At 65.3% G+C, this 13595-nt stretch carries 18 protein-coding genes; 10 read left to right on the top strand and 8 right to left on the bottom strand.

Annotation, left to right across the window (positions count from 1 at the left end):
- Window positions 1–49: 49 nt before the first annotated feature.
- Complete coding sequence (locus I3J27_RS21205; RefSeq protein WP_270160376.1) at window positions 50–1093, top strand: polysaccharide deacetylase family protein; 1044 nt, start codon at window positions 50–52, stop codon at window positions 1091–1093.
- Here the strand turns inward: I3J27_RS21205 and I3J27_RS21200 are convergent.
- Window positions 1083–1304: a DUF2842 domain-containing protein gene (locus tag I3J27_RS21200; protein ID WP_247503200.1), complete on the bottom strand. Its 222-nt coding sequence runs from the start codon at window positions 1302–1304 to the stop codon at window positions 1083–1085. The two genes, I3J27_RS21205 and I3J27_RS21200, sit on opposite strands and share 11 nt — an antisense overlap.
- A gap of 100 nt (window positions 1305–1404) precedes the next feature.
- On the opposite strand from I3J27_RS21200, the gene I3J27_RS21195 reads away from it, so the two are divergent.
- A complete protein-coding gene (locus tag I3J27_RS21195; protein WP_270160375.1) occupies window positions 1405–2487 on the top strand; it encodes a COX15/CtaA family protein in 1083 nt (360 codons plus the stop codon).
- A 19-nt stretch (window positions 2488–2506) separates the two neighbouring features.
- Here I3J27_RS21195 and I3J27_RS21190 read toward each other — a convergent pair whose 3' ends face one another.
- The 4 genes from I3J27_RS21190 to I3J27_RS21175 form a co-directional block, all read right to left on the bottom strand.
- Window positions 2507–2851: a hypothetical protein gene (locus tag I3J27_RS21190; protein WP_270172855.1), complete on the bottom strand. Its 345-nt coding sequence runs from the start codon at window positions 2849–2851 to the stop codon at window positions 2507–2509.
- 106 nt (window positions 2852–2957) lie between these two features.
- The gene (locus I3J27_RS21185; protein WP_270160374.1) at window positions 2958–4238 is read right to left on the bottom strand and encodes an O-acetylhomoserine aminocarboxypropyltransferase; all 1281 of its coding nucleotides are present in this window, start codon (window positions 4236–4238) and stop codon (window positions 2958–2960) included.
- 138 nt (window positions 4239–4376) lie between these two features.
- Complete coding sequence (locus tag I3J27_RS21180) at window positions 4377–4961, bottom strand: CoA-binding protein (protein ID WP_270160373.1); 585 nt, start codon at window positions 4959–4961, stop codon at window positions 4377–4379.
- Between the two features lie 123 nt (window positions 4962–5084).
- Window positions 5085–5909: an enoyl-CoA hydratase gene (locus I3J27_RS21175; RefSeq protein WP_270160372.1), complete on the bottom strand. Its 825-nt coding sequence runs from the start codon at window positions 5907–5909 to the stop codon at window positions 5085–5087.
- Between the two features lie 86 nt (window positions 5910–5995).
- Here I3J27_RS21175 and I3J27_RS21170 point away from each other — a divergent pair, with 86 nt between their 5' ends.
- From I3J27_RS21170 to I3J27_RS21145, 6 genes are all read left to right on the top strand, one after another.
- Window positions 5996–6424: a PaaI family thioesterase gene (locus I3J27_RS21170; RefSeq protein ID WP_270160371.1), complete on the top strand. Its 429-nt coding sequence runs from the start codon at window positions 5996–5998 to the stop codon at window positions 6422–6424.
- Window positions 6425–6582: 158 nt separating this feature from the next.
- Window positions 6583–7047 (top strand): 50S ribosomal protein L13, encoded by a 465-nt coding sequence (gene rplM / locus I3J27_RS21165; protein WP_008137961.1) that lies wholly within the window; start codon window positions 6583–6585, stop codon window positions 7045–7047.
- Window position 7048: 1 nt separating this feature from the next.
- Complete coding sequence (rpsI, locus tag I3J27_RS21160; protein ID WP_008137962.1) at window positions 7049–7528, top strand: 30S ribosomal protein S9; 480 nt, start codon at window positions 7049–7051, stop codon at window positions 7526–7528.
- A gap of 229 nt (window positions 7529–7757) precedes the next feature.
- Window positions 7758–8978 carry a GGDEF domain-containing protein gene (locus I3J27_RS21155; RefSeq protein ID WP_270160370.1) on the top strand — a complete coding sequence of 407 codons (1221 nt, stop codon included), beginning with the start codon at window positions 7758–7760 and terminating at the stop codon, window positions 8976–8978.
- 57 nt (window positions 8979–9035) lie between these two features.
- Window positions 9036–9272: a hypothetical protein gene (locus I3J27_RS21150; RefSeq protein ID WP_270160369.1), complete on the top strand. Its 237-nt coding sequence runs from the start codon at window positions 9036–9038 to the stop codon at window positions 9270–9272.
- 99 nt (window positions 9273–9371) lie between these two features.
- Window positions 9372–9668, top strand: coding sequence for an antibiotic biosynthesis monooxygenase family protein (locus I3J27_RS21145; RefSeq protein ID WP_270160368.1), 297 nt, complete (start codon window positions 9372–9374; stop codon window positions 9666–9668).
- A 3-nt stretch (window positions 9669–9671) separates the two neighbouring features.
- On the opposite strand, the gene I3J27_RS21140 is transcribed toward I3J27_RS21145, so the two are convergent.
- On the bottom strand, window positions 9672–10811 hold the full coding sequence (locus I3J27_RS21140) for an AI-2E family transporter (protein ID WP_270160367.1): 1140 nt from the start codon (window positions 10809–10811) through the stop codon (window positions 9672–9674).
- Window positions 10808–11011 (bottom strand): hypothetical protein, encoded by a 204-nt coding sequence (locus I3J27_RS21135; RefSeq protein ID WP_270160366.1) that lies wholly within the window; start codon window positions 11009–11011, stop codon window positions 10808–10810. Before I3J27_RS21135 ends, I3J27_RS21140 begins: the two co-directional genes overlap by 4 nt.
- Before the next feature lie 50 nt (window positions 11012–11061).
- On the opposite strand from I3J27_RS21135, the gene I3J27_RS21130 reads away from it, so the two are divergent.
- Window positions 11062–11835 (top strand): gamma-glutamyl-gamma-aminobutyrate hydrolase family protein, encoded by a 774-nt coding sequence (locus I3J27_RS21130; protein ID WP_270160365.1) that lies wholly within the window; start codon window positions 11062–11064, stop codon window positions 11833–11835.
- Window positions 11836–12084: 249 nt separating this feature from the next.
- Here I3J27_RS21130 and I3J27_RS21125 read toward each other — a convergent pair whose 3' ends face one another.
- Window positions 12085–13062 carry a GlxA family transcriptional regulator gene (locus I3J27_RS21125; protein ID WP_270160364.1) on the bottom strand — a complete coding sequence of 326 codons (978 nt, stop codon included), beginning with the start codon at window positions 13060–13062 and terminating at the stop codon, window positions 12085–12087.
- A gap of 151 nt (window positions 13063–13213) precedes the next feature.
- Here I3J27_RS21125 and I3J27_RS21120 point away from each other — a divergent pair, with 151 nt between their 5' ends.
- Entirely contained in the window at window positions 13214–13471 is a 258-nt protein-coding gene (locus I3J27_RS21120) for a tautomerase family protein (RefSeq protein WP_270160363.1), read from the top strand.
- Window positions 13472–13595: the final 124 nt, after the last annotated feature.

Genomic DNA, 13595 nt, shown 5'->3' with positions numbered 1-13595 from the left:
ATGACAATGCGCGAGGGAACGGGCCGCCGGCGAACGCGAAGGTGGGATATTGGCATCCGACGACAGATGGCTGGAGCGGTTGCGGCTCGAGCTGGCCTGGTTCACCGGCCAGGCTGCACTGCGCAGCCGTGGCGCCGGCGCCATCCTGCGTTTCGTCCATGTGCGGCCGCGCCGGCGCGGTGCGTTCCAGCCGCTGCACGAGGACGAGATCAGTCCGCAATTTCTCGATCGCGCCATCCGCGCGCTGAAGCGATGGAAGTATGACTTCCTCGGCATGGACGAGGTCTGCCGCCGCGCGGTGACGCTGCCGGAGAGACGGCGCTTCGTGGCGCTCACCTTCGATGGCGCGAACAAGGACCTGATCGACTGCGCCTATCCGGTGCTGGCGCGCCACGCGGTGCCGTTCACGATCTACGTGCCCACCGCGTTTCCCGATGGCGTCGGCGAGGCCTGGTGGCTCGGCCTTGAGCAGGTGATCGCGCGCGAGAGCCGCGTCAGCCTGATGATGGGCGAGAAGGAGCAGCGCTTCACCGTCACAGGCAACGCCGAGAAGCAGGCACTGTTCTCGCATCTCGAAGGCTGGCTGCGCTCGCTGCCGCCGGCGGATGTGTCGGCCGCGATCGCCGATCTCTGCACGCGCTACCGGATCGATCTCGCCGCGCTGTCGCGCGAAGCGTCGATGAATTGGGAGGACCTCGCGAAGCTTGCGGCCGATCCGCTCGTCACCATCGGCAGCGCGACCGTGAACTATCCGGTTCTCGCCAACATGAAGGACACTGCTGCATTGCGCGAGATGACAATGGGCAAGGCGGTGGCGGAATCGGCCTTCCACCGCGAGATCAGGCATCTGGCCTTTCCGTTCGGCGACCGCTCGTCGTTCCGGCGCAGTCACGTCGTGATGGCGGAGGAGGCCGGCTTTGCCAGCGCCGTGTCCACCATCCCGGGCATCGTGGATGCCGAGGGGCGCACCAATCTGCGCGCGCTGCCGCGGATTTCCTGGGACGGCCGGATGCGATCGCTGCGCATGCTGCGCGTGCTGGTGTCGGGTGTCGCCTTTGCGCCGGTGAAACCGACGGGCAGCGTCACGAGCTAGATTTGACGCGGTCGGGACGCTGCATCCAGCTCACGATCGGCATTGCCGGCAGCACCCAGCCCATGCCGACCACGACGTAGTAGATCGCCTGCCGCCAGCCGGATTCGGCGATCCACGGCATCTGCGCCGCCGCCATGCCGAGCAGGGCCCAGACGGTGCAAAGGACCAGGAGCAGGATGGCGCCGAGGAACTTGCGGGTGCGGATCGTCATGGGGACTTGCGGCTTTCGCGTAACTTGCGCTGCGGGAGCGGGGGACTATAAGGGGCACGCAGTCCGGTTCAAGCCTTCAAGTCCTGGTTTCGGCCCCGAAATGACGACGATTTCCGCCCCGTCTGAGCCGCATCGCGCCGTGCGCTGGTGGCTGATCTCCGTGGCCGCGCTGATCGCGCTGATGGTGCTGGTCGGCGGCGCGACGCGGCTGACGGAATCCGGGCTCTCGATCGTCGAATGGAAGCCGGTCACCGGAAGTGTTCCGCCGCTGTCGGAAGCGGCGTGGGCCGAGGCGTTCGATGCCTACAAGAAGATCCCGCAATATCGCGAGCTCAACGCCGGCATGAGCCTGTCCGAGTTCAAGGAGATTTTCTGGTGGGAATGGAGCCACCGGCTGCTCGGCCGCTTCATAGGCGTCGCCTATCTGCTGCCGTTCCTGTTCTTCCTGTGGCGCGGCGGTCTCTCCGGTGAGTTGAAGCGGCGGCTGTGGTTGCTGTTCGCGCTCGGCGGTCTCCAGGGCGCGGTGGGCTGGTGGATGGTCGCCTCGGGCCTGACGGAACGTGTCGAGGTCTCGCAATACCGGCTGGCGACGCATCTGGTGCTCGCGCTTCTCATCTTCGCCGGGATCGTCTGGACGGTGCGGCGCCTCAATGAGCGGCCGCAGATTGCGGCGCCTGCGCGGCTGCGCTTCACCAGCGCGCTGCTGCTCGTCGTAACCCTGGTGCAGATCTATTTCGGCGCGCTGGTCGCGGGCCTGCGCGCCGGGCGTGCCTACAACACCTGGCCGCAGATCGACGGCGTGTTCATTCCCTCGAGCGAGCGGCTGTGGTTCGAGACGCCGTGGTGGCGCAACATGTTCGACAATGTGCTGACGGTGCAGTTCGAGCACCGCATGACGGCCTATGCGCTGTTCGCGTTGGCGGCGCTGCATGCGTTCGATGCGGTGCGGTCGCGCACGGGTGCAGCGGCAAGCGGAGCGCTGTTGTTGCTGGGCGCGGTGAGCCTGCAGGCGGTGCTCGGCATTCTCACGCTGCTCAACCAGGTGCCGATCGGCCTCGCGCTCGCGCACCAGGCCGTCGCGATCGTGGTACTGACGCTTGCGGTGATGCAGGTGGAACGGCTTGCGTCACGGCAGCCCGCCGAGGCGCAGCCGCGCGCGCTTCCAGTCAGTCAGCCCGGCTGATCACTATCAGCCCGGCTGATCAGCAATAGCCGTAGATGCCGCACGAATAGGGCAGGCGCCAGAAATAGTCGACCTGCTTGCCGCCGTAATACGAGCCCTGATAGTCGTAATCCCACGGGCGGCCGTAATAGCCCGGCAGCGTGTGGGCGCCTGGCAGCAGCGGCGTGCCCGGCAGGTTGCGGATGTAGCTGCCGATGCCATAGGCCGGCGAGATCAGCGCATCCGGATCGGTTTCGACATAGACCTTGGGCGGATACTGCGGCGGCGCCGCGGCCCGCCGCTTCGGCGTCGCGGGCAGATCGGCGGCAACAGCGGCTGAGACAGTCAGCATGGCCGCAACGGCAGGCACCATCCAGCGCAACATCATCGGCTCCGAATCAAAAGGGCGATCCAAAGACGATCTATGGGGCCGGTATGGTTAATGACTGTTAACCGGGGCGCATTTTCTGCGCCCCGGCACGGCCAGGCGATTACGCGCCAAGCGCCTGTTCCAGGTCGGCGATCAGGTCTTCCTTGTCCTCGATGCCGATCGAGAGCCGCACCACGTCGGGGCCGGCGCCGGACTTCACCTTGGCGGCGTCGTCGAGCTGGCTGTGCGTGGTCGAGGCCGGGTGGATCACCAGCGAGCGGGTGTCGCCGACATTGGCGAGGTGCGAGAACAGCTGCAATTTCGACACCAGGTTGACGCCGGCGTCATAGCCGCCCTTCAGGCTGAAGGTGAACACGGCGCCCGCGCCCTTCGGCGCGTATTTGCGTGCGAGCTGGTTGTACTTGTCGCTCGCAAGGCCCGCATAGCTCACCGAGGCCACCGCCGGATGGCCGGCGAGGAATTCGGCCACCGCCTTGGCGTTGTCGCAGTGCTTCTGCATGCGCAGCGGCAGCGTCTCGATGCCGGTGAGGATCATGAAGGCATTGAACGGCGACAGCGCAGGGCCAAGGTCACGCAGGCCCAGCACGCGGCAGGCGATCGCGAAGGCGAAATTGCCAAAGGTCTCCTGGAGGCGGATGCCGTGATATTCCGGCCGCGGCTCCGACAGCATCGGATATTTGCCGCCCGTGGACCAGTCGAACGTGCCGGCATCGACGATGATGCCGCCGAGCGAGTTGCCGTGGCCGCCCAGAAACTTCGTCAGCGAGTGGACGACGATGTCGGCGCCGTGGTCGATCGGTCGGATCAGATAGGGCGAGGCCAGCGTGTTGTCGACGATCAGCGGCACGCCCGCCTTGCTCGCCACCGTCGAGATCGCCTCGATGTCGGTGATGCTGCCGCCGGGATTGGCGATGGACTCGATGAAGATCGCTTTCGTGCGCGGCGTCACCGCACGCTCGAAGCTCGCGATGTCATCGGGATCGGCCCACACCACGTTCCAGCCAAAGCTCTTGAACGCATGCGTGAACTGGTTGATCGAGCCGCCATAGAGCTTTCGCGCGGCGATGAACTCGTCGCCGGGCTGGAGCAATTGCTGCAAAATCACGACCTGTGCGGCATGGCCCGAGGCGACCGCCAGCGCGGCCGTGCCGCCTTCGAGCGCCGCAACGCGCTCTTCGAGCACCGCGTTGGTGGGGTTGCCGATGCGCGTATAGATGTTGCCGAACGCTTGCAGGCCGAACAGCGAGGCGGCGTGGTCGGCGTCGTTGAAGACGAACGAGGTCGTTTGATAAATCGGCGTAGCGCGCGCACCGGTCGTGGGATCGGGCTGTGCACCGGCATGCACGGCGAGGGTTGAAAATCCCGGAAGGCGATCGCTCATTTGGGCGTCCTATTTCTTGTGGCCTGAAATCGCGCGGCATGCTGATCGGCGCCGCGGCTGCCGTCAAGCCGCCGCGTCACTCGGGAACGATCTTGCTACGCATGGTCGCGTTCGCGAAACGAATCCTTCGCGATTGCGTCAGCTTTGCTCGGTCTTGTTTTTGGCCGCGCGATCGGAGGCCGCAGTGTCGCCGCCGCCGACACTCATCCGATTGAGGGATAGCCGCATGCCCTGCGTCGGTGCCGGCGCCCGCTTGGAACTCAGCGTGCGCGAATTCACGCCCATCCAGGAGATCTCGGAGGACAGGCGGCCATATTCGATCTTGGGGCAGCGGTTCATCACCACCTTGATGCCGACCGATTCCGCTTTCGCCGCCGCTGCCTCATCGCGCGCACCAAGCTGCATCCAGATCACTTTCGGCAGCGGATCGAGCGTGAGCGCTTCCTCGACCACCGGCATGATGTGGCTGGAGTTGCGGAAGATGTCGATCATGTCGATGGGACGGTCGATGTCGGAGAGCGAGGCGACGAAGGGTTTTCCGAGCAGCTCCTTGCCGACATGGCCGGGATTGACCGGGATCATGTCGTAGCCGCGCTGTGCCAGATATTTGAACGCGAAATAGCTCGGCCGCACGTTGACCGGCGAGGCGCCGACCATCGCGATCGACTTCACGCTGTTGAGGATGCCGCGGATGTAATTGTCGGGATAGGCGTCGTGGTTCATCTTTTTCTTTCTCTGACCCTCATGGTGAGGAGCGCGGCACGCGCGTCTCGAACCATGAAGCCACAGCCGGGCCTCCATCCTTCGAGACGCCGCGTCCCGCGGCTCCTCAGGATGAGGAGTTGACTATTCATCCCGCCATGTCGGCGTGCGCTTCTCGATGAATGCGCCGATGCCTTCCTCGGCGTCGCGCGCCATCATGTTCTCGGTCATCACCTCTGCGGCATAGCGATAGGCCTCCGCAAGGCTCATCTCGGCCTGGCGGTAGAACGCCTCCTTGCCGAGCTTGACGGTGTAGGCGGATTTGAGCGCGACCTGTTGCGCGAGCTCGATCGCGGCGCCGAGTTCGGAGCCGGCGGGCACGACACGATTGACGAGGCCAATCTCGCGGGCGCGGTCGGCCTCGATCGGCTCGCCCGTCAGCAGCATCTCCATCGCCTGCTTGCGCGGCACGTTGCGCGACAGTGCCACCATCGGTGTCGAGCAGAACAGGCCGATATCGACGCCGGGCGTCGCGAACTTTGCGTCCTCCGATGCGATCGCGAGGTCGCAGCTCGCCACGAGCTGGCAGCCGGCCGCAGTTGCGATGCCATGGACGGATGCAATCACGGGCTTCGGCAGATGCACGATCGCCTGCATCATCGCGCTGCAGGCGTTCATCATCTCGGCGAAGAAGGCACGGCCGCGATCCGGATCAGTGCGGCGCGCGGTCAGCTCCTTCATGTCGTGGCCGGCGGAGAAGGCCGGGCCGTTGGCGGCGATCACGACGCCGCGGACCGCCTTGTCGTCGCGGATCCCGTCGAGCTCGGCATGCAGGGCGGCGATCATCGCGGCCGACAGACTGTTGCGGGCGGCCGGCCGGTTCAGCGTCAGCACCGCGATGGGGCCGACGGTCTCGCGCAGCAGGATCGGCGGTTGCGGGGAGGGGGCGCGGGCGGCCTGGACGGACATTGACGCGATTTCCGTTGGATGATTGCAATTGGATGACACAGCTAACTTAATGTAACAGGGCCAGTGAAGCGAGGGTGGGGAACAGCATGGCATCGGCGAAAATGAGCGTGGCGGAGGTGGAGCAGTTTCTCCGCGACGAGTTTCCCCAGGCCTTCAGCGGCGACGACATCACGATCGAGAGCGCGGACGGCCAGACCTGCCTGCTGCGGCAGCGCTATAGCGAAAGGATGCTGCGGCCGGGCGGAACCGTGTCCGGCCCGACGCTGATGGCACTGGCCGATTTCGCGATGTACGTGGTGTTGCTGTCCGCGATCGGGCCGGTCGGGCTCGCGGTCACCACCAATCTCAACATCAACTTCCTGCGCAAGGGCCAGCCCGGGCAGGACGTGCTGGCGGAAGCCCGGCTGCTCAAGCTCGGCAAGCGCCTCGCGGTCGGGGAGGTGAAGCTCCTGTCCGGCAGCTCGCCCGATCCCATTGCCCATGTCACCTCGACCTATTCCATTCCAAATGTTTGAGCTTTTCGCAGGTAATATAGCACCATATTTTTAAGTATTTGATTTTACTGTTATAATTTCCGTTGTCGGGCATTGACCGTTACGCGTCTCTTCTCTAGAAAACCGCGCAGTCCGGTGCGGTGTTCGCGCCGATGCTCCCCGTCCACGGAAACTCTGACATGAAAACCTTTTCGGCAAAGCCGGCTGAGGTGACGAAGAAGTGGGTGCTGATCGACGCCAAGGGTCTGGTCGTCGGCCGTCTCGCCACCATCGTTGCCATGCGCCTGCGCGGCAAGCACCTCCCGACCTACACCCCGCACGTTGATTGCGGCGACAACGTCATCATCATCAACGCGCAGCATGCGGTCCTCACCGGTCGCAAGCGCGAGCAGAAGACCTATTACAAGCACACCGGCTATGTCGGCCACGTCAAGGAGCGCACCGCGCGCCAGATCCTCGAGGGCAAGCATCCCGAGCGCGTGCTCGAGAAGGCCGTCGAGCGCATGATCCCGCGTGGTCCCCTCGGTCGCGTCCAGATGGGCAACCTCCGTGTTTACGGCGGCGCCGATCATCCCCACGAGGCCCAGACGCCCGAGAAGATCGACATCGCCAAGTTGAACCGCAAGAACACGAGGGCCGCATAACATGGCCGAATCCATCCAGTCGCTCGACCAGCTCTCGCAGCTCAAGACCGCTGCGGCGCCTGACGCGCCCAAGCACGAGAAGAAGGTCGACAAGTTCAATCGCGCCTATGCCACCGGCAAGCGCAAGGACGCGGTCGCCCGCGTCTGGATCAAGCCGGGTGCCGGCAAGGTCACGGTCAACTCGCGCGAGGTCGAGGTCTATTTCGCCCGTCCCGTGCTGCGCATGATGATCGAGCAGCCGTTCTCGGTGGCCGCGCGTTCCGGCCAGTACGACGTGGTCTGCACCGTCGCCGGCGGCGGTCTGTCCGGTCAGGCCGGTGCCGTCCGTCACGGCATCTCCAAGGCGCTCACCTATTTCGAGCCGGAGCTGCGCACCGTGCTCAAGAAGGGCGGCTTCCTGACCCGCGACTCGCGCGTGGTCGAGCGCAAGAAGTACGGCAAGGCCAAGGCCCGCCGGTCCTTCCAGTTCTCGAAGCGTTAATCGCTTCGGTCGCATTCGCCGCGAAAGCGGCTCCAATGAGATGCAAAAGGGCGCTGATTTCAGCGCCCTTTTTGTTGTTCGTTTGTACGCAAATTGATGACGTGTTTCCCGAAAACTTGGGCCCGCGTGAAAACCTGAATGGAACCCGCGAGACATAGCGTCGCATTTGGAAGGGCGCGCAAGTCGGCTGGGCCGATCGCGTAACTGCTATGTTTTCAAGGGGGCCGACATGATGTCGCTCGATAGCATCACGCTCTATTTGGTTGCCACCATGGTTGCCGCACTGCTCGGCGCCATGATGGTGTTTTTCGGCAGGCAGGAGAACAGTCCCGCGCTGAAATGGTGGGGCACCGCGTATCTCCTCGGCGCTGCTTCCGTCGCGCTGTGGACTGCGGCCGGCGACAAGCTCGGCCCGCATCTCTATCTCGCGCTGAATGCGGTCGGCTTCGTGGCCTGCGGCATGGTGTGGAATGCGGCGCGCGTCTTCCACGGCCGCAAGCCGAACTGGCCGGGGCTCCTGGTCGGCGCGCTCGCCTGGGCCGCGGCCGCCACGCTGCTCGATCCCACGGCGTCGATGCTGCGCATGATCGTCGGCGCCGGCATCGTCTCGATCTATGCGGCGCTGACCGCGAGCGAGCTCTGGGTCGAACGGCGCAAGAGCCTGCAACGGCGCTGGCCGGCCTTCGTGGTGCCGGTGATGCACGGCTGCGTGCTGATGCTGCCGATCCTGCTCGGCAGCTTCCTGCGCCCGCATGATGCCGCTTTCTCCTCGAGCATCTGGGTCACCGTGTTCGCGGTCGAGCTGGTGCTCTATGCCGTCGGCACCGTGTTCGTGATCTTCATGCTGGTGTCCGAGCGCACGGTGACGGCGCACCGCACCGCCGCGTCCACCGATCCCCTGACCGGCATGCTCAACCGCCGCGGCTTCTCCGAAGCCTGCGGACGCGTGATCGAGCGCGAGGCCAAGGCCGGCCGTCCCGTGACCGTGATGATCTTCGACATCGACCACTTCAAATCGATCAACGACCGCTTCGGCCATCCTGCCGGCGACGAGATGCTGAAGCTGTTCTCGACCGTCGTCGTCAGCAATCTGCGCATGACCGATCTCTCCGGCCGCGTCGGCGGCGAGGAGTTCGCGGCGCTGCTGCCGTGCTCGCTGGAGGAGGGTGTGCTCGTTGCCGAGCGCGTGCGCGAGGCGTTCGAGACCTCCGGCGTCGTCGTCGATGAAGGCCCGGTCGACACCACCGTCAGCATCGGCGTCGCCGGTGGTCCGGCGGGCACCGAGCTCGAGGTGCTCCTGGCCTCGGCCGACACCGCGCTCTACCAGGCCAAGCGCGGCGGCCGTAACCGCGTCGAGGCGGCGGAGGAGCTGCCGCTGTCGCTGGAGAACTGGCGGCGTCAGAGCGCCGCGCGGGTCGGTGCGCCGCAGGCGCGTCCGGCCACGGCCTGAGGCGAGGACAGCTTGCGGTAAGTCTCTGTTTACCATTCGGTCCCTACCATTGCGGTCATGGAATCGATCCGTCGACAGAACCCGCAGGCTGCCCTGATGTCGCTTGAAGCCCAAGCTGCCTCGGCGCGCAGCGGCTTCGCCTGCCTGTTCTCGACCGCGGATGAATACGAGAGCGCGTTGATCGCCGAGCGCCGCGCGCAGGGGCGATACACGCAAGGCCGCAACTACTGGCCGCTCGCGCTGTTCATCGGTTGTGCGCTGATCGTCGCAGGCAGCGCGCTGCTGTTCGCCTGAGAGCACCCGCATTTTGGCCGAGCAGGGCGCCGTTTCGGCGCCTTTTTCTTTTTTCATGCCTGCGGTAGACACGCCCATCGAGCAAAAAGGGTGGAAACGATGATCACCGAGATCGCGCAAATCGACGTCAAGCCGGGCAGCGAGAAGGATTTTGAGGCGGCCGTCGCCAAGGCCAAGGCCGCCTTCGGCCGCTCCAAGGGCTTTCACGGCTTCGAGCTGCACAAATCGATCGAGAAGCCGCAGCGTTACCGGCTGATGGTGAAATGGGCGACGCTGGAAAACCACACCGTCGATTTCCGCGGCTCGGAGAATTTCACCGAATGGCGCGGCCTCGTCGGCCAGTATTTTGCCGCGCCCCCGGACGTCGAGCACACCGAGACCGTGCTGACGACCTGAGGATTACGCCGCCTCCGCCAAAGGCGGCGCCTCATACGTCTTGAAATGGTCGATCATGACCTTGGCGATGGCGACCAGTGGCAGCGCCAGCGCCAGGCCCCAGATGCCGAACACAACGCCGAGCAGGATCTGGAACGCGAACAGCGTGGCCGGCGGGATGTCGAGCGCCTGCCGCTGCAGGATCGGCGTCAGCACATAGCTCTCCAGGGCATGGACACCCATGAAGAGGAGAAAGGCCGACAGCGCCGGAATCCAGCCCGAGGCGAGGCTCGCCAGCACCACGACGACGCCGGCGATGATGGCGCCCACGGTCGGGATGAAGGCGAGCAGGCCGGCCTGGATCCCCAGGATGAACGAGCCGGGGATGCCGATGGCGGCAAGCCCGATCCAGGTGACCACACCGACCGCGAGCATGACGGTGATTTGTGCGATCAGCCAGCGCTCCAGCGTCTCGCTGATCCGGTCGATGACGAGGGTGATGCGGGTGCGGTGCCGGGCCGGGGCCAGGAACAACAGGCCGTCGTGATAGACGCTGGGCTGGGCGGCAAAGGCCAGCCCCAGGAACAGCACGATGAAGATGTTTCCCACACCGTGGATGGTGCCGAGCAGCAGCTTGAAGGTCTGGCTCACGATCGCTCCGCCGCTCGAGGCCAGCGCGCCGGCGCCGGGCAGGGGCGGGCGTGAGGCCGCTGCAGGTGAGGGCGTCGAGTCCGACGGGGCAGCGGCGGCGGAATCGGACGCAGCGTTGCCGAGATCGAAAAAGCTGGTGTCGATGCCGTGGTTCTCGAGGAAGGAGCGAACGTTGCTGATCTGCGACTTGATGGTCTTGCTCAGCACCGACGCCTGATCGGCGATGGTGGCGCCGCCGAGATAGGCAACGCCCGCGAGCAGCACGGCGAGCGCGACGCAGACGATCGCGAGCCGGACCGCATGGGGCAGGTGCACGCGGCGGCCGAGCGCGCCCGTCAGCGCGTTGAGGCCGACGCCGAGCAGCATGCCGGTGAAAATCAGGAGCAGGGTGGCGGCAAAATACCAGGTGAAGACCAGCATGGCCGTGAACAGCACGACACTGATGCCCCCGACCGAAATGGCCCAGGCCAGATCGGCGCGGGTCCGGGACCATTCGTCTCTGGGAATCGTCACATCATGTCCTTTTCAAGGGGGCCGGCGTGGAGGCACTCTTTCGCGAAATCCTCCCTCGGATCAAGCCGGGCTCCGGCGCGATTTGAGGCGTCCAGGGCCGCGCGGGCAACGCTACCGAGGGCGCCGCGGCCGCTCCGGCCGGGCATTTGCGCGAAAATAGCATTGCCGTCCCGCGATCCCTTCTGTTGAATTTGTTCCATCCCGAGGGCATCCTCAGAGAATCTTTTTCGGCGGGAGGTCGGAACGGGAGATGAGAAAGGCGGTCGTCGGCGTGATCGGGAATGCCCATCGCGTCGAAAATCGATTTCAGGTCCAGATGGTCGGCGAGCGCAATTTGCGCGCCGTCGCCGAGGTCTCGGGCGGCTTGCCGATGATGTTCGCGGGCGCGCCCGACATCACCGATATTGCCGCGCTGCTCGACGTGGTCGACGGAATCGTGCTCACCGGCGCCCGGGCCAACGTCCATCCGACCCGATTCAATGTCGATCCGTGTGAGCGGCACGAGCCCTACGACATCCATCGCGACGAGGTCGCGCTGGCGCTGTCGGTCGCCTGCGTCGCCCGCGGCATTCCGCTGTTCGGCATCTGCCGCGGCCTCCAGGAGATGAATGTCGCCTTCGGCGGCTCGCTGCATCCCGAGATCCGCGAAATCCCCGGCCGCATGAACCACCGGATGCCGAGGCTCGAGAACGGCGAGATCCATCCCGATCCGACCGTGATCTTCGCCGACCGTCACGACGTCGACCTGACGCCCGGAGGCGCGTTCGCAACGCTGCTCGGCTGTGAGAAGATCAGGGTCAATTCGCTGCATGGGCAGGGCATCCTCGATCCCGGCAAGCGCGTCCTGATCGAGGGCATCGCCGAAGACGGCACCATCGAGGCGATCCGCATCGCGGAGGCCCCGACCTTCGCGCTCGGCGTGCAATGGCACGCCGAATACGACCCGCAGCGCAATCCGATCAACCGAAAACTGTTCGAGGCGTTCGGCGAAGCCATGGTCGAACGCCAGCGCGCGGCGGCGTAGGCTTTTTTCTAGACAACCACATCGCCTCTTCAATCGCTTCCCAATCTCGGACGAGATAAACCAATCAGTAGGAATTGGTCCGTCCCGATTTTCGCGGTTCTGATTTGTTCTTTGAGAACGAAGTGGAGTCAGATGCGGAACGAAAGCTGACGGCTCTGAGCCGCAACGCTCATCTCTACAGTGCAATTGAATCGTAGCCGCGCTCAGGCGGCAGTCTGGCGTCAGCCGGCGCGGAGGCAAGTTCGGCTCTCACGCCGTCCGCTCCATCCGCCTTGCACGATACGCCTGCGGCGACATCAAAGTGAGCTTGCGGAACGCCTTGCGAAAACTGCTTTCGTCCTCATAGCCGGCCACGCGTGCGATGGCCTTGACCGGCTGCGTCGTCGTCTCCAGCAGCGTGCGCGCGTGCTCGACGCGGCGGCGCATGATGAAGGCCTGCGGCGGCTCGTGGGTGAGCTCCTGAAATTTCCGGTTCAGCGTGCGTTCGCTCAATCCCAGCGCGTCGGCGAGGCGCTTGACCGTCATCGGGCGCTTGCCGGTGCGGCGAACCAGCAGGTCGGCCCGGGTCAGCAGCGGGTCCTGCGACAGCAGATAGCCGACCGGCATGAAGATCGATTGGCTGCGCTGCGCGGTGTCGATGACGACGTAGTCCGCGCAGAGTTTTGCGATCTCCTTGCCCTCGACCATCTCGATCAGGCGGAGCAGGAGATCGACCCACGACATCGGTCCGGCCGCGCAGACGATGCGGTCCGCGACGGTGATGACGGCGTCGGCGGCGAGGTCGATGGTGGGATGGCGCTGCCGCAGCTCGCCTTGCAGCCACCAGGTGATGGTGGCGCGGCGGTGGTCGAGCAGGCCGCTGCCTGCGAGCAGGAACACGCCGCTGCAAAACGCGCCGATCAACCGGCCGTTGGCGTGCTGCTGCCGCAGCCAGGCGCCGGCGCGGTCGTATTGCGGTTGCAGGCGCGCGGCGGTGACGTGATCGACGAGGTTGCCGGGGACGAGGATCGCGTCGAAGGAAGCGCGTTTACCGATCGCGCCGTCGACCGCGACCATCTGGCCGCCGCCGGCGCGCACCGGCTTGCCGTCGAGCGAGAGCGTCTGCCAGGCGAAGCGGGGTTTTGCGCCGCTCTGCTGCATCACGTGATTGGCGAGCGCCAGGATGTCGGCGATTCCGGCGATCGCAGAGTGCATGCAGCCTTCCAGCGCCAGAATTGCGAGCTTCATGGGACCTCCAGACAGGATCGCGATCCTAGCCGATCGGCGCGCGGGCGCCATGGCGGAAATTGCCCGATCTCTGTCTTATCCGCCACTGCCGTCTCCGGCTGGTCCGGTTCAATGTCTCGACCGTCGGCACACGACATGATTGGAGAGAGACATGCCTTACATCACGATTTCCACCGTCCGCGGCATCCTGGACGCCGCCCAGAAGAAGACTCTGCTCGAACGCGTCACCGACCTCCTGGTCGAGGTCGAAGGGCAAGGCAACCCGGAATTCCGCCGCAACGTCTGGGTCAGGATCGAGGAGCAGGAGCCGTCGCACTGGTCGCTCGGCGGCATGCAGCCGACACCGGAAATCATCGCCGGCACCTTCGGCACGATCGGTGCGGACGGGGTGCGGATCGCGAGGCCGTAGCCGGGCAAGCTACGCCGGCGGATCAGCCCAAGGCTTGGTCCGCCACCGTCCCGCGCTCAACCGAACTGCGGGGCAATTTCCATTGCGTCGCACAATCACGACAAGGCCAGCACGCGGCTGCATT

Source organism: Bradyrhizobium xenonodulans (genome assembly GCF_027594865.1).
Taxonomy (GTDB): domain Bacteria; phylum Pseudomonadota; class Alphaproteobacteria; order Rhizobiales; family Xanthobacteraceae; genus Bradyrhizobium; species Bradyrhizobium xenonodulans.
Note: the sequence above shows the minus strand (reverse complement) of the source record. Positions and strands in the feature narration are given on the sequence as shown.